This is a genomic window from Massilia sp. BGA-UO-ETr-WB1 (assembly GCF_059567845.1).
In genome coordinates, this window is record NZ_JCAQOT010000026.1 from 507570 (window position 1) to 523067 (window position 15498).

Below are 15498 nucleotides of genomic sequence, written 5' to 3' on the forward strand. Positions count from 1 at the left end.
AAAGGGTCAATGCAGTATTAGGCAACCAGAACAGATTTAACTTTGGCCACGACGTTTTCCACCGTGAAGCCGAAATGCTTGAACAGCACAGGCGCGGGCGCCGATTCGCCGAAGGTGTCGATACCGACCACGGCGCCTTCCAGGCCCACGTATTTGTACCAGAAATCGGTCACGCCGGCTTCGATGGCCACGCGCGGCGTGCCTTTGGTCAGTACGCTGGCCTTGTAGGCGGCGTCCTGGCGGTCGAACACGTCGGTCGACGGCATCGACACCACGCGCGCGGCGATGCCTTCGGCGGCCAGCGCGCTGGCGGCGTTGACGGCCAGTTCCACTTCGGAACCGGTGGCGATCAGGATCACTTGGGCCTCGGCCACGTCGTTCAGCACGTAGCCGCCCTTGGCGATATTGGCCACCACGGCTTCGCTGCGCTCCAGGTATGGCAGGTTCTGGCGCGAGAAGATCAGGGTCGACGGACCGTTCTTGCGCTTGACCGCTTCGCCCCACGCCACCATCGATTCGACGGTGTCGGCCGGACGCCAGTTGTCCAGGCCCGGGATCAGGCGCAGCGAGGACACGTGTTCCACGGACTGGTGGGTCGGGCCGTCTTCGCCCAGGCCGATCGAGTCGTGGGTGAACACGAACAGCGAACGCTGCTTCATCAGCGCGGCCATGCGCAGCGCGTTGCGGCTGTAGTCCGAGAAGGTCAGGAAGGTGGCGCCGAACGGGATGTAGCCGCCGTGCAGGGCGACGCCGTTCATGATGGCGCTCATGCCGAACTCGCGCACGCCGTAGTTGATGTGGTTGCCGGTTTTGCCGGAACGCAGGTTGACCGACTCTTTCCAGTTGGTCAGGTTGGAGCCGGTCAGGTCGGCCGAGCCGCCCAGGAATTCAGGCAGCACCGGTGCCAGCGCCTGGATCGCGTTCTGGCTGGCCTTGCGGGTGGCGATGGTTTCCTTCTTCTCGACGCAGGCGGCGATGGCGGCAGCCAGCGTGGCGTCGAAGCCCTCAGGCAGGTCGCCGGCCATGCGGCGCGACAGTTCGGCCGCTTCGGCCGGGAACTTGGCGCTGTATTCGGTGAACTTCGCGGTCCATTCGGCTTCGTGCTGCGCGCCGGCGGCTTTCGCGTCCCATGCGGCGTACACCTCGGCAGGGATCTCGAACGGGGCCGGAGTCCAGCCGATGTACTCGCGCACGGCGGCGATTTCCTTGTCGCCCAGCGCGGCGCCGTGCACCTTGTCGCCGCCTTGCAGGTTGGGCGAACCCTTGCCGATGATGGTCTTGCAGCAGATCAGGGTCGGCTTGTCGGCTTGCTTGGCGGCGGCGATGGCGGCGTCCACGGCGGCCACGCTATGGCCGTCCACGTCGCGGATCACGTTCCAGCCATAGGCTTCGAAGCGTTTCGGGGTGTCGTCGGTGAACCAGCCTTCGACCTTGCCGTCGATGGAGATGCCGTTGTCGTCGTACAGGGCGATCAGTTTTTTCAGGCCCAGGGTGCCGGCCAGCGAGCACACTTCGTGCGAAATGCCTTCCATCAGGCAGCCATCGCCCACGAACGCGTAGGTATAGTGGTCCACCACGTCCAGGCCCGGCTTGTTGAACTCGGCCGCCAGCAGGTACTCGGCCAGCGCCATGCCGACCGCGTTGGCGATGCCCTGGCCCAGCGGGCCGGTGGTGGTTTCCACGCCCGGCGTGATGTCCACTTCCGGGTGGCCCGGGGTTTTCGAGTGCATCTGGCGGAACGAACGGATGTCGTCCATGGTCACGGCGTAGCCGGCCAGGTGCAGCAGCGCGTAGTGCAGCATGGAGCCGTGGCCGTTCGACAGCAGGAAGCGGTCGCGGTTCAGCCATTTCGGGTTGGCGGGATTGTGGCGGTGATGACCGCTCCACAGCGCGACAGCGATTTCAGCCATGCCCATGGGCATGCCCGGGTGGCCGGAATTGGCCTTCTGTACAGCGTCCATTGCCAGCGCGCGGATCGCGTTGGCCATTTGAGTGGTAGGGAGCGTAGTAGTCATCGTGGTGATTGCGGAAGGTTTGAAATAAGGCAAAGCGTGCTTGCTTGAACCAAGTATTTTACCAGACCGGGGGGCCGGCCATTAAAATTACGCATCCAACTGCACTCATCAAGGCCCCCGCATGCCCCGTTTCTACTGCCCGCAGCCGCTCGCCGTCGGCCTCATCATCGACCTGCCGGAAGCGGTCGCCCACCATGTGCACGTGGTGCGGCTGGCGCCGGGCGAAGCCGTCACGCTGTTCAACGGCGACGGCGGCGAGTACACGGCGGTGCTGCAGACGGTGGAAAAGCGCCGCGCCAGCGCCGAAATCAAGGCCCACACCGCGCGCGAGGCCGAACTGCCCTACGCGGTGACGGTGGCGCAGGCGCTGCCGGAAGCGTCCAAGATGGACTGGATCATCGAAAAAGCCGTGGAACTGGGCGCGGCCGCCTTCCAGCCGCTGGCGGCACGGCGCTGCGTGGTCAAGCTGGCGGGCGAGCGCGCGGAAAAAAAGTTGGTTCATTGGCAAGGCGTGATCATCTCGGCCTGCGAGCAAAGCGGCCGCAACCGCCTGCCCCAGCTGGCGCCGGTGGACGACTTCAAGGATTGGATCTCGCAGCAGGACATGCATAGGCGCGTGATCCTGACGCCGCGCGGCAGCCAGTCGCTGGCCGACTGGGCGCGCCACCAGCCGCCGCAGGCGCTGACCATCATGGTCGGCCCGGAAGGCGGTTTTTCAGAAGAAGAGGAAAACCTGGCGGTGGCGCAGGGCGCGCTGCCCCTGTCGATGGGGCCGCGCATCCTGCGCACCGAAACGGCCGCCCTGGCCGCCCTGGCTGCACTGAATGCCAGCTGGGGCGGCATGTAAGGCCAAGCCGCAGCAACTAAGAAGCCGTGGCAACTAAGCTGCGGCAACTACATTAGAACTTGTAGTTTGCCTTGACCGTGAAGAAACGGCCGCGCGCGCTGTGCAGCGACGAGTTGTAGCCGGCGGTGGCGTACGACGGGTCGTACGGCGCCTTGGTGTTCAGCACGTTGGCGATGTTGAAGCTCAGCACGGTGTTGCGGAAGCCGTTGTAGGCATATGCCAGGTCCAGCGTGGTCATCGATTTCACCTTGCAGTCCGGGTAGAACTTCAGGTAATCCGGATTGCGGTTGGCACGGCCATATTCGCAGTAGGCTTCCTCGTAAGGACCGACCTTGCCGTCTTCCTGGGTGCTGTAGGCCGCCATCATCGAAATCGACGAGATGTAGTTGGCGGTGGCCGTCAGGTTGTGCTGCTGGTAGCTCCAGGTCGACGACAGCGACGCGCGCAGGCGCGGGATTTCGCCCACGCTGGTGGTGTCGTTGTAGACCGCGCCGTTGGTGCCGACCAGGTCGATCATCGGGTCGCCATCCGCCTGGGCCTTCTTGTAGCTCAGGGTGTAGCTGGCGTTGAAGCGGCTGGCCAGTTTGCCGTAGGCGCCCAGGTTGTTGCGCAGCGCCAGTTCCAGGTCGATGCCGCTGGTACGGGTGCCGCCGGCATTGATGTACGGCGTTTCAATGCTGATCAGCGGGCCCGAGTTCGGGATCAGTTGGCCGGTTGCCGGGTTGGTCAGCCAGGTGCCCTGGTTCTGGTCGCGCTTGACGCGGTGGGCCAGACTCGGATCCTGGATTACGGCCACCGCCGACATCAGGTCGGTTTCCTTGTCCTTGCGGATGTTGTAGTAGTCGAACAGGATGTCGAAGTTGTTCACCGGCGAGAAGATCAGGCCAGCCGTGAAGCTCTTCGAGGTTTCCGGCACCAGGTCCTTGTTCGACGCTGCCACGCCCGACAGGCTCTTCAGGCAGTCGGTCGCGTCGGCGCCCGGCTTGCCGCAACGCAGCTTGTCTTCGAAGTTGTTCAGGAAGTACTGGGTGCCGCCGTCCACCATCTGGGTCAGCGACGGCGCGCGGAAGCCTTCCGAGTACGTGCCGCGCACGGCCAGGGTCGGGCTCACGGTCCACTTGACGCCCGCTTTCGGCGTGAAGCTGCCGGAGAAGCCGTCATATTTGTCGTAGCGGCCGGCCAGTTCCACGTCCACCGACTTCAGCACCGGCAGGCGCACTTCGGAGAACACCGAAGCCACGTCGCGCTTGGCTTGCGAGTACTGGTTCGCCAGGCCGATGATCTGGCCGTTGACGGTGCGCGCATCGGGCACGATGCTCATTTTTTCCTGCTTGACCTCGGCGCCCACGGCCAGGCCGATGGCGCCGCCGGCCAGTTGGCCCAGCTCGGTGCTGCCCTTGATGTCCCACTGCGTGATGCTGGCCTTGCCGTCCAGCGGCGAGTCGACCGTCACGCCCGGGGTGCCGGCGATGGTTTTCAGCGGCACGTTCTCGGTCACCAGGCGCTGCACGATAGGCAGGTACAGGAAGCCGTTCGACACCTGGTGGCGCTTGGACTCGTTGTACAGCAGGCCGGTATCCCAGTCCCAGTTGAAGTGGCTGCCCTTCAGGCCGGCCAGCAAACGGGTCGAGGTGTTTTCGTTGGAGCTGCCGCCCCTGGCGTCGGTGAAGCGGTAGTTCACCGCCACCGGCACCGCGCCGGCGGTGCCGCGGGTCGGGTTGTCCGGATGGTTCACGCCCAGCACAGGCTGGAAGCTGATGCCGGGGCCGTCTTTCGGGAACACGGTGGTCTTGTTGCGCGACAGGGTGCGCGACACGCCGCTGTATTCCAGTTCCGATTTGCTGTACGACGCTTCAGCGAAGGCGCGGATGTTGGCGTCGACCTTGAACTCGCCGCGCGCCAGCACGTTCGAGCTTTCGCTCTTGCCTTGCGCGTCTTCCAGCTGCCAGCCGTCGTAGTTGCAGAACTTGTTGCCAATCATCACGTCCGAAGCCAGCATCGGCACCAGCGCGGTGGAACCGGTGCGGATATCGGCCGGGTTGCAGCTCAGGTCAGCCGATACGTAACGGTTGAAAGAACCGCTGCCCAGGCGCGCTTCCTTGAAGAACACCGGGTACTGGCTGACGCTGCTGTAAAAGTTGCTCAGGCGGCCATCCATGGCGCGCGACTGGTCGGCGTGCACGGCGCGCGCTTCGGCGATCGGGGTACGGTCGCGCTTGGAGAAGTCGAAGGCGACGAAGGCGTTGAAGCGGTCTTCTTCCAGGTCGCCGAAGCCGTAGGCGCCGCTGATGCCGCTGCGGCCGAAGTTGCCGTAGCCGTCCTGGCTACGCTGGGCGGTGATGTCGCCGCCCTTGAAGTTGCTTTTGGTGATGAAGTTGATCACGCCGGCAATCGCGTCCGAACCGTACACGGCCGAACCGCCGTCTTTCAGGATCTCGACGCGCTCAAGCGCCGACAGCGGGATCGAGTTCAGGTCGTACTGGGTGGACTGGCCGGCGTTCGGGTCGGCGTAGGCGGCCGGCGACATGCGGCGGCCGTTAATCAGCACCAGCGTCGACGCCGAACCCAGATTGCGCAGCGAGGCGGTGGCCAGGCCCCTGGAGAAGCCGCCGTCGCGCGAGTCGACCTGGTTGGACGAACCCAGGGCCGGCACTTTGGCCATCAGGTCGGCCACGCTGACTGCGCCCGACTGTTCTATTTCCTTCTTGGAAATCACCTGCACCACGGACGGATTTTCCGTCGAAGTGCGCTTCAGGTTGGAGCCCGTCACGATGACGCGCTCGATCGGCGCGTCGGCCGCTGCGCCGGTTTGCAATTGCGCCAGCGCCAGTTCGCTCCAGCCCACGATTCCCAGCAGTGCTATTGCCTGCACTATCAACTTTTTCTTCACTTTTTCTCCAATCGAGGAAAGACCGGCAGCGCCCTCATGAGGCGCACAGCCAGCCATCAATCGGCCCGGCTGCACCACGACAGCAGGGTCCGCCTGCGAGTATAGCCATAGCAATTCGTAAAGATTGTTACTTTCCGATAGCTACCAAATAATATTGTCAATTTACAACAGCACCAAAGTGGTGCGGAATTTTACGCTGGACCGGCGCGCGGCGGCGTGCTACGATCGCCGGTTCGGCGCGCCGCGCGCGCGTTTCCCCGATCAATCTGCTTGATAACTACAAGCACTGGAACTGCCATGCTCAGACTGAACGAAGTAAAACTCCCGCTCGACCACACCGAAGAACAACTGACCGCCGCCATCCTGGCCCGCCTGCAGATTGCGCCGGAGCAACTGGTCGGCTACACCGTCTACAAGCGCAGCTACGACGCGCGCAAGAAGTCTGCCATCGTGCTGATCTACGCGCTGGACGTGGAAACCACCGGCGACGACGCCATCCTGCAGGCCAACGCGCGCGACAGCCATTTGATGCCCTCGCCGGACACGCGCTATAAATACGTGGCGCAGAACGTCAACGCCAGCGGCGCGCAGCCGCGCCCGGTGGTCATCGGCATGGGCCCGTGCGGCCTGTTCGCCGCGCTGATCCTGGCCCAGATGGGGCTCAAGCCCATCATCCTCGAGCGCGGCAAGACCGTGCGCGAGCGCACCAAGGACACCTTCGGCTTCTGGCGCAAGCGCGAGCTGAACCCGGAATCGAACGTGCAGTTCGGCGAAGGCGGCGCGGGCACCTTCTCGGACGGCAAGCTGTACAGCCAGATCAAGGACCCCAAGCACTACGGCCGCAAGGTGCTGACCGAGTTCGTGAAAGCCGGCGCGCCGGAGGAAATCATCTACGTCAGCAAGCCGCACATCGGCACCTTCCGCCTGGTCAAGATGGTGGAAGCGATGCGCCAGGAAATCGTGGCGCTGGGCGGCGAAATCCGCTTCGAGTCCAAGGTGACCGACATCGAGATCGACGAGGCCAACGGCGAGCGCCAGGTGCGCAGCCTGCTGCTCGGCAGCGGCGAGCGCCTGGCCACCGAGCACGTGGTGCTGGCCATCGGCCACAGCGCGCGCGACACCTTCGAGATGCTGTACCAGCGCGGCGTGTTCATCGAAGCCAAGCCGTTCTCGATCGGCTTCCGCGTCGAGCACCCGCAGTCGATGATCGACGCCTGCCGCTTCGGCCCCAACGCCGGCCACCCCATCCTGGGCGCGGCCGACTACAAGCTGGTGCACCACGCCTCCAACGGCCGCGCGGTGTACAGCTTCTGCATGTGCCCGGGCGGCACCGTGGTGGCGGCGGCGTCCGAGCCGGGCCGCGTGGTCACCAACGGCATGAGCCAGTACTCGCGCGCCGAGCGCAACGCCAACAGCGCCATCGTGGTCAGCATTTCGCCGGAAGACTACCCGGGCCACCCGCTGGCCGGCATCGAGTTCCAGCGCCGGCTGGAGGAAAAAGCCTATGAACTGGGCGGCAGCAACTACAGCGCGCCGGGCCAGCTGATGGGCGACTTCGTGGCGGGCCGCCCGTCCACCGAGTTCGGCGCCGTGGTGCCATCGTACAAGCCGCAGGTGCACCTGACCGACCTGGCCACCATCCTGCCGGAATACGCGGTGACGGCGCTGCGCGAAGCCTTCCCGGCGTTCGACAAGCAGGTCAAGGGCTACTTCAAGCACGACGCGGTGCTGACCGGGCTGGAAACGCGCACCTCGTCGCCGATCCGCATCAAGCGCCGCGACGACGACCTGCAAAGCCTGAACACGCGCGGCCTGTTCCCGGCCGGCGAAGGCGCGGGCTACGCCGGCGGCATCCTGTCGGCGGGCGTGGACGGCATCAAGGTGGCCGAAGCGGTGGCGCTGTCGATGGCGGCCAAGGACTGAGGCGCTAGGCAGGCAGCGGCAGGCGCACGTGGAAGCGGCAGCCGCGCTGCTGCGCCGCATCGACGCCGACCTGCCCGCCCATCTGGTGCACGATGGTGTAAACAATGTGCATGCCCAGCCCGGAACCGCCCTGCCCGCGCTTGGTGGTGAAGAAGGGCTCGAACACCCGTTCGCGCACCGCCGGCGGCATGCCCACGCCGTCGTCGGAAAAATCGATCAGCAGCCAGTCGCGCCCCTCGGCCCGTTCCACGCGGGCGGCGATGCCCACCTCGCCCGGTCCGCCGTCCGGATACGCATGCTTGACTGAATTCATCAGCAGGTTCGACAGCACCTGCGACAGCTTGCCCGCCGGCAGGCGCGCGCGCAGCGCCGGGTCGATCTCCAGGTTGACATTGATCGCGCCCTTGCGCAGCTCGGGGCTGTGCGCCGACACCAGGCTGTGCACGTACTCGCGCAGCGCCAGCTCGGTGACATGCTCGGTGCCCTGGTCCACCGCCAGCTGCTTGAAATTGCCGATCAGTTCAGCCGCGCGCGCCAGGTTCTGCTCGATCAGCGTGGCCGCGCCCTTCAGCCGTTCGGCCAGCGCCACCAGTTCCGAGCGGCTCACCTTGGGCGCGTTCAGCGTGTCCACCATCTGCGCCGCGTAGGCGCTCATGCCGGAGGCCGCCGTCACCGCCACGCCGATCGGCGTGTTCACCTCGTGCGCCACGCCCGCCACCAGCGCGCCCAGCGCCGCCATCTTCTCCTGCTCCACCATGCTGGCCTGGGCCGCGCGCAGCGCCTCGGTGCGCTGCTGCACCTTGTGCTCGAGCAGTTCCTCGCGGTCCTGGTGCTGCAGCTCGGCCGCGCAGCGCGCCGCGAAAATCGACAGCAGCGACAGCGCCAGCAGGCGCTTGTTCTCGTCGATGGCCTTGGTGTCGATGGCCGACAGGATGCCCAGCGTCTTGCCCTCGGTGTCTATCATCGGCATGCCGATATAGCTCTCGGCCTGCATGTCCACCAGCAGCGTGTCCTTCGGGTAGTCGGCCTGGATGCCGCAGGCGTGGAAGCACATGGTCTGGTCGGTCACGTCCTGGCAGGGGGTGTGCAGCAGGCTGTATTCCATGTTGGGCAAAAAGTCCGTGCCGCCCCACACCGCCAGCGTGCGGATGCCCTCCCCGTCCGCCATCCGGATCACGCGGCCGGCGATCACGTAGGTGACGTCGAGCGCCCGGGCCAGGTCGCGCACCAGCGTGCGCAGGAACTCGTCGCCGCGCAGGCGCGAGGTGGACGCGGTGATCGACCGCAGCGCCGCCTCGGCCAGCAGGCGGCCGTCGCGCTCGTCGAACAGGGCGGGGGAATGGGCGGTCATGACGCAACTCCGGGCAAGGCATTCATTGGGGTGGGCTATGCAGGTACAGCTGCCGCAGCTCTTCCGCGCGCTGCAGCAGCAGCGCCGCCAGCGCGGGATCGAAGCGCTTGCCGCTCTCGGCGCGCACCTGCTCCAGCGCGTGCGCCAGCGGCCAGGCCGGCCGGTAGCAGCGCGGGCTGACCATGGCATCGACGAAATCGGCCAGCGCGGTGATGCGCCCGGCCAGGCTGATCTGCTCGCCGGCCAGGCCGCGCGGGTAGCCGCTGCCGTCCCAGCGCTCGTGGTGTTCGTGCGCGATGGCGGCGGCCAGCTGCAGCACCGGCTGCGGCGAGCGCTGCAGCATGGCGCAGCCGACCTCGCTGTGCCGGCGCATCAGCCGCCACTGCTCGCCGTCCAGCGGGCCGGGCTGGTTCAGCACCGCGTCCGGCACCCCGCTGTGGCCCACGTCGTGCAGCGGCGCGGCCTGGCGCAGCTGGCGCACGGCCGCCGGCGCCAGCTGCGCCGCCTCGGCCAGCATGGCGGCGATGGCGCCCACCCGCTCGACGTGGCCATCGCTGTCCGGCGCCCGCCGTTCCAGCGCCCCGCCCAGGATGGCCACCGTGGCCTGCTGCGTGGCCGCGCTTTCCTCGCGCTGCAGCAGCTTTTCATAGGTGATGGCCACATTGGCCGAGAACAGCGCCAGCAGCTCGCGCTCGGCCTCCCCCACCGGATCGGAGAACGCCATGTACAGCAGGCTCTCGTTGCCTTCGCCGGTGCGGTGGTAGCAGGCGTAGTAATAGTCGCCGTGGTGGTCGCGCCGCTCGCGCATGCAGCGCGCAAAGGCGGCCGCCACCGGCGCCGGCAATTGCGCCAGCGTTTCGTCGGCCGGCAGGCCGGCGTAGGCCGGGGTCACCGCCAGCACGCGCAGCCGGTCCGCCTGCGGCGCGGCGGCATAGGCGTCGACGTCGGGCGGGCGGCGGCTGGCGCACACGCCCTCGCCGCCGTGCCCCAGCAGCGCGCTGGCCTGCTCCAGCACGGCCGAGCAGAAGGCGCGCAGATTGTCCGAGTCGCCCACGTGGGTGATGGCGTCGATCGAGCGCCGCAGGCCGCTGCGCGCGCGCTCCAGGCGCATCAGGTCGCGGTAGCCGCGCAGCGCCGAATAAAACACGGCGCTCAGCTTGGCGTGCGTGAGGTCGGTCTTCTCGCGGTAATCGTTGATATCGTAGCTTTTCAGCACATAGGCTTGCGGGGCCTGGCCCGGCTGCCCGGTGCGCAGCACGATGCGCACCTGGCCGTCGCCCAGCTCCTCGCGGATGTGGCGCACCAGGTCCAGCCCCGCGTGGTCGCTTTCCATCACCACGTCCAGCAAGATCAAGGCGAACGGGCCGGCGGCAGCCAGCACGGCGCGCGCCTCGGCCGCCGAATAGCAGTGGCTGAACTGCAGGCGGCGCCCGTCGAACTCGAAATCGCCCATCACCAGCTGGGTCACCTGGTGCACCGATTCGTCGTCGTCGACGATCAGCACCTGCCATGGCGCGGACGCGGCGGACGCCGCCGGCGCATCATCGTCAAACTGCATTTCGTCGTCGATCATGGCGGCCTCGCAGGGGGCTCTGAATATTGCTGATTGTACATCCACTCTTCGCGTTCAGACATAAAAAAACGCCGGCAAGAGCCGGCGCAAAATTTGGGAGCGACACCGCCGGATAACCGGCGGGTGGAACAAGCTTAGAACTTGTAGTCGTACGCAGCGGTGAATTTCACCGAGCGTGGCGCGGTGTAGCTCAGCGGCGTTTCGTAGGTCGAGGCAATACGGGTATTGCCGCGCACGTTACGCGCTTCGCTGACACTTTGCACAACCTGGGTGTCGGTCACGTTGAACACGTCCATCTTCAGCGACAGGCCTTTGACCAGCGCAGGTTTGTACTCCAGGCTCATGTCCAGACGCTTGTCCCATGGCAGATTGCCGATGGTGCCGCGCGGAATGATGAAGTTCTGGGCACGGGTAGCGCCGCCGCAGTAGAAGGTCTGGTTGGTGTAGCCTGGCGAACCGGTCGCACCTGGATTCGGCTCGGTGCCGATGCAGCTGCGCGGACGGCCAGAAGCCAGCAGCAGGTTGGCGCCCACGCCCCATTCCTGGGTGATCTCGTAGAAGCCGAACGCCTTGATCTGGTGCTTGCGGTCATTCGGCAGACGGCCGTCGGCACCCAGCATCAGCTCTGGGTAATCCCAGGTCGAGGTCACAGCCACGTCAGCCTGGCCGTTGTCCGAACGCACCTGGCCTTCGGTGTTGCCGGCGTTGCGCGACAGGGTGTAGTTCACCTTGCCGTACCAGCCGTTGCGCAGCGGGTGTTCAGCGAACACGTCCAGCGCGGCGTAGGTGCGCTTAGGCTTGCCGAAGCCCTGCTCGGCAGCCGTCAGGCTGACCAGGGTATCGTTCTTGCCGCCGCCGACGAAGTCAACGTAGAAGCTGTTGTCTTCACCCGGGTTGAAGGTCTGGCAGGTGTTGCCCCACAGCGGGTTGGTGATGGCAACCTTGTTGCGGGCAGCCCAGGCTTCAAACGGACGCACGTCGCAGAAGTCGTCGATGGTCGACTTCAGCTTGCGGTAGGTCACTTTGGCGCCGAAGTTCAGGGTCGGCGAGAAGGCTTTCTCGAAGCCGGCGGTGATTTCGTCCTGGTAAGCAGGCTTCATGTCCAGCGCGGACAGGGTTTTCAGGTCTTTTTCCTGGCCGAACTCGTTGTTGCCCGATTGCGGCGCGGTCAGCTGCACCAGGCCGGTCGGGGCGCCCTTGGAGTCCACACCGGTGTAGGTGAAGTACTGGTCGGTGAAGGTCGAACGGCCGGCACCGCGCACCGTGATGTGGGTCGGGATCGGCACCGAGTAGCGGCCGGTGGTACCGAACACTTTCAGGGACGAATCACCGTTCACGTCCCACGATACGGACAGACGCGGGTTGATCTGGTTCTTCATTTCCAGGAAGGTCTGTTTGTCGCCGTTCTGGTTCTTGAACGACTCACGGCGGATACCGCCGACCACCAGGATGTCCTTGGTGACCTGGTAGCGGTCTTCCAGGTATTGCGCGGTCTGCTCGCCGTACGACGAAGTGACTGTGCTGAACAGGCCCTTCGATACGTAGTAGCCCTGCAGGCCCAGGCCGCCGCCGCTGGCCGGCGCAGGAATCGCGCCGCCGGTGCCTTGCTGAGGCTGATTGGGGTTGTCGGTCTTGGCGTAGGTCCAGGTACCGCCACCGGCCTTGTATTCGCCGGCGTTGATCGATTCAACCTTGTTCGAGTCGATACCGCCGCGGATGGTGTGCTGGCCCAGCTTGTATTCCAGGTCAAGACGGAAGGACTTGACGATGTCTTTCGAGCCGTCGGCCAGGATGTTGCCGGCGATCGGCTGCACGTCAGGGTAGCTCAGGCCAGGGGCGCGCGCGTTCGAAGGCGCCACCACCGAGAACAGCACCTCCGACGGGTCGTAGCCTTCCGGCTCGTACTTGTGCACCGACTCGGTACGGCCGAACAGGCCGGTCAGGGTCAGGTCATCGGTCAGGTTGCCGGTGTACTTCAGCATGTTGGTCTTGCCGCCGTTGCTGTCGACGTTGGTTTTCTTGACGCGCGAGGTGACCACGCCGTTGTGCTTGCCGGTTGCGTAGTCGTATCCCTCGTCCGCATCGTTCACTTCAGGCGTGTCGCCCAGCGAGGTGAATTCGAAGCGGTGGTCGTCCGACAGGTTCCAGTCGATCTTGGCCATGTAGCGCTCGATCTTGGTGTCGGTGGTGCGCCAGCCGTTGCGGGTCAGCGAGGTGCTCAGGCGTTCGCCCTGGGCCAGTGGCGTGACGCCGCTGGTGTCCTTGTCGGTCTGTTCCACTGCAAGGAACATGAACAGCTTGTCCTTGATGATAGGACCGCCCACATAGGCGCTGTAGACTTTTTCCTGGACTTCGGTGGCCGAGCGGTTGCGGCGCAGCGTGCCGTCGGTTGCCGCGTTTTCGGTCGCGCCGGTTTTTGCGTAGTACAGGTCCTTGGCATCCGAGCGCAGCGATTTCGGCTGGATGCTGACCATGCCGCCCGCTTCCCAGTTGTTGGTGCCGCTCTTGGTGGTGATGTTGACCACGCCGCCGATGGAACGGCCGAACTCGGCGCCGAAGCCGCCGGTCAGCACCTGGGCTTGCGCGATGGCGCCGAACGGCAGCTGGGACGCGCCCAGGCCGGTCAGCGGGTTCACGACAGGGAAACCGTTGATGTAGTAGGAGTTTTCCGAAGCCGCACCGCCGCCGAAGCTGGCGCCGCCGGAGAAGCGCTCGTCGGCGCGGGTGGTGTTCGGCGCCAGCTGGATGATGGCCTCGACGTTGCGGGCGATCGGCAGCTTGGCCAGTTCCTTGGCGCTGAAGGTCGCGCCATTGTTGGTGTTGGTGACGTCGATCTTGCTGCGGCGGCCGGTCACTTGCACGGCTTGCACGGCAGCAATAAACGACGCGTCCACGCCTTGGCCGATAACGATGTCGACCTCGGTCGACTCAGCGACCTTGCCATCGCGCAGCAATTCGACTTTATAGCGGCCTGCCGGCAGTGCCGTGACCAGGTAGCGGCCGTTCGCTTCCGGGGTCACCGTACGCTTGAGGCCGGTGTCCAGGTTGCGCAGGCTGATGGTGGCGCCTGCAGGGGTGGACACGGTACCAACGATGTTACCAGTGGTATTCGACTGCGCCATGGCAGTCGGCATGACAGCGGCGGTTAACGCGGCCGTGCTGAATGCCAGCGACAGCGCGCGTACCAGTATAGTTTTTTTCAACATTTATGGTTTTTCCCAATTAAAGGCCGCCAGGTAGACGGCCGTTCGATTATCAGCAGCCGATTCCCGGTCGGCTGTTTACTGCGGTACCACTCAATCTTTCGCTGTTGCGAAACTTTGCCAAATTCAGTTTTGATGTTTTTAGCAAGCAGCAATCAAAACACGGCGCGATTTGGAGTGTCAACCCTGATTTTTTATCGATGTATTTTTACGACATTGTTATTAATTGATTTAAATCGCAGGCGCGGGCGGATGCACTCCGATGGTGCGTCGCCGCACCCGCAAGGCGCGTTTTCATAGGGAGAGCGGCGAAAATGGCGCATCCGCCGGAGGGGAAATGTGAAACAGGGGAGGGGCGCTGCGGCGCAGCAAGCGGCATTTTCTGAATTAACTTATGCGAATATCATTCCGCTAAAAGTCGATTTTGCCGTCACTTCTTCATTTTGTCCAAAACCGTATTTTGTACGGTCAAGGAAGATTAATCGAATAAGGATATTCAGATTAACAATTAGGCAAAGGAACATTATCTGCCGCGCCCTTTTTCAGGGCGCGCGCAGCCGTGCCACATATTTCCGTACGGAATCTTGTGACCGCTTTTTTACTACCAAAAAGATACTAAGGGCAAAGTTGCAGGATGACAATCGGTTTCGCTACAGCCAGCCCGCTTTGCGGAATCTTCTGTACAAATAACAACAGACGGTGACCATCAGCACCAGTGCGGCCGGGTAGCCGTAGGGCGAATCGAGCTCCGGCATGTACTTGAAATTCATGCCCCAGATGCCGGCGAACGCGGTCATCACGGCAAAAATGGCGGCGTAGGCGGCCAGCTTCTTGTTCACTTCGCCCTCGTCGATGGCCACCATGGACAGGTGCACCTGGATCGCCGTGCTGATGGTGTCGCGGATGGAATCGAGCGTGGCGTTGATGCGCAGCAGGTGGTCGTGCACGTCGCGGAAGTATTCCTGGGTGTCGGCGCACACGGCCGGCACGCGGCCGCCGTGCAGCTTGCCCACCGCGTCCAGCAGCGGCACCACGGCGTGGCGCAGCACCAGCGCCTTGCGTTTCAGCGCGTACAGGCGCTCGATGTTGGCGCGCTGCGCGCTTTGCACGAAGATGCGCTCCTCGATGTGCTCCAGCTCGGTCTCCATGGCGTCGGCGATGGGGAAATAGCGGTCCACCACGGCGTCCATGATGGCGTACAGCACGAAGGCCGGGCCCTGCCGCAGCAAGTGCGGCTCGCGCTCGGCGCGGGCGCGCACGCCCAGCAAGTCCTGGCTGCTGTGCTGGCGGTTCGACAGCACATAGTTGGGGCCGACGAACACGTCCACCTCGCCCACCACCAGCTCGTCGCCGTCCGGGCGCGCCTCCACGGTCTTGACCACCACGAACAGCGAATCGCCGTACTCCTCGATCTTGGGGCGCTGGTGGCCGCGGCTGGCGTCTTCCACGGCCAGCGCGTGCAGGCCGAACTCCTCCTGCATCACGGCCAGCTCGGCCGCGTCGCCGTCGCGCAGCGCCACCCACACGAAGCAGTCGCCGCGCGCGATGTAGTCGCTGATATCCGGCACGGAGACGTCGGCCAGCTTGCGGCCGTCCTGGTAGGCAACACAATTGATCAGCATAAGGTCAGCTTCCGCGATAAAGCCGGAAGCTTAGCATGGCACCGGCGGCCCCGTTAGTCGTACGTTGAGCGTAC

Annotated in this window: 8 protein-coding genes; 2 read left to right on the forward strand and 6 right to left on the reverse strand. The window is 64.8% G+C overall.

Annotated features, from left to right (window positions below; translation table 11 throughout):
• Positions 1–17: 17 nt before the first annotated feature.
• The gene (tkt, locus tag AC56DV_RS24660) at positions 18–2015 is read right to left on the reverse strand and encodes a transketolase (RefSeq protein WP_496316852.1); all 1998 of its coding nucleotides are present in this window, start codon (positions 2013–2015) and stop codon (positions 18–20) included.
• Positions 2016–2136: 121 nt separating this feature from the next.
• Between tkt and AC56DV_RS24665 the strand changes: the two genes are divergently transcribed.
• Positions 2137–2862 carry a 16S rRNA (uracil(1498)-N(3))-methyltransferase gene (locus AC56DV_RS24665; protein WP_496316853.1) on the forward strand — a complete coding sequence of 242 codons (726 nt, stop codon included), beginning with the start codon at positions 2137–2139 and terminating at the stop codon, positions 2860–2862.
• A gap of 52 nt (positions 2863–2914) precedes the next feature.
• On the opposite strand, the gene AC56DV_RS24670 is transcribed toward AC56DV_RS24665, so the two are convergent.
• Positions 2915–5752, reverse strand: a complete 2838-nt coding sequence (locus tag AC56DV_RS24670; protein ID WP_496316854.1) for a TonB-dependent receptor — start codon at positions 5750–5752, stop codon at positions 2915–2917.
• A 297-nt stretch (positions 5753–6049) separates the two neighbouring features.
• Here AC56DV_RS24670 and AC56DV_RS24675 point away from each other — a divergent pair, with 297 nt between their 5' ends.
• A complete protein-coding gene (locus tag AC56DV_RS24675) occupies positions 6050–7675 on the forward strand; it encodes an NAD(P)/FAD-dependent oxidoreductase (RefSeq protein WP_496316855.1) in 1626 nt (541 codons plus the stop codon).
• 4 nt (positions 7676–7679) lie between these two features.
• On the opposite strand, the gene AC56DV_RS24680 is transcribed toward AC56DV_RS24675, so the two are convergent.
• From AC56DV_RS24680 to corA, 4 genes are all read right to left on the reverse strand, one after another.
• Positions 7680–9026, reverse strand: coding sequence for a GAF domain-containing sensor histidine kinase (locus tag AC56DV_RS24680; RefSeq protein ID WP_496316856.1), 1347 nt, complete (start codon positions 9024–9026; stop codon positions 7680–7682).
• Between the two features lie 22 nt (positions 9027–9048).
• On the reverse strand, positions 9049–10599 hold the full coding sequence (locus AC56DV_RS24685; protein WP_496316857.1) for an HD domain-containing phosphohydrolase: 1551 nt from the start codon (positions 10597–10599) through the stop codon (positions 9049–9051).
• A gap of 134 nt (positions 10600–10733) precedes the next feature.
• Positions 10734–13805, reverse strand: coding sequence for a TonB-dependent receptor (locus AC56DV_RS24690; RefSeq protein ID WP_496316858.1), 3072 nt, complete (start codon positions 13803–13805; stop codon positions 10734–10736).
• A gap of 647 nt (positions 13806–14452) precedes the next feature.
• Positions 14453–15424: a magnesium/cobalt transporter CorA gene (corA, locus tag AC56DV_RS24695; protein ID WP_496316859.1), complete on the reverse strand. Its 972-nt coding sequence runs from the start codon at positions 15422–15424 to the stop codon at positions 14453–14455.
• Positions 15425–15498: the final 74 nt, after the last annotated feature.

Coding starts and splice junctions, on each gene's coding strand:
- AC56DV_RS24685 (WP_496316857.1), bottom strand. CDS start 10,599: ATGATCGACGACGAAATGCAGTTTGACGATGATGCGCCGGCGGCGTCC.
- AC56DV_RS24680 (WP_496316856.1), bottom strand. CDS start 9,026: ATGACCGCCCATTCCCCCGCCCTGTTCGACGAGCGCGACGGCCGCCTG.
- tkt (WP_496316852.1), bottom strand. CDS start 2,015: ATGACTACTACGCTCCCTACCACTCAAATGGCCAACGCGATCCGCGCG.
- AC56DV_RS24665 (WP_496316853.1), top strand. CDS start 2,137: ATGCCCCGTTTCTACTGCCCGCAGCCGCTCGCCGTCGGCCTCATCATC.
- AC56DV_RS24690 (WP_496316858.1), bottom strand. CDS start 13,805: ATGTTGAAAAAAACTATACTGGTACGCGCGCTGTCGCTGGCATTCAGC.
- corA (WP_496316859.1), bottom strand. CDS start 15,424: ATGCTGATCAATTGTGTTGCCTACCAGGACGGCCGCAAGCTGGCCGAC.
- AC56DV_RS24675 (WP_496316855.1), top strand. CDS start 6,050: ATGCTCAGACTGAACGAAGTAAAACTCCCGCTCGACCACACCGAAGAA.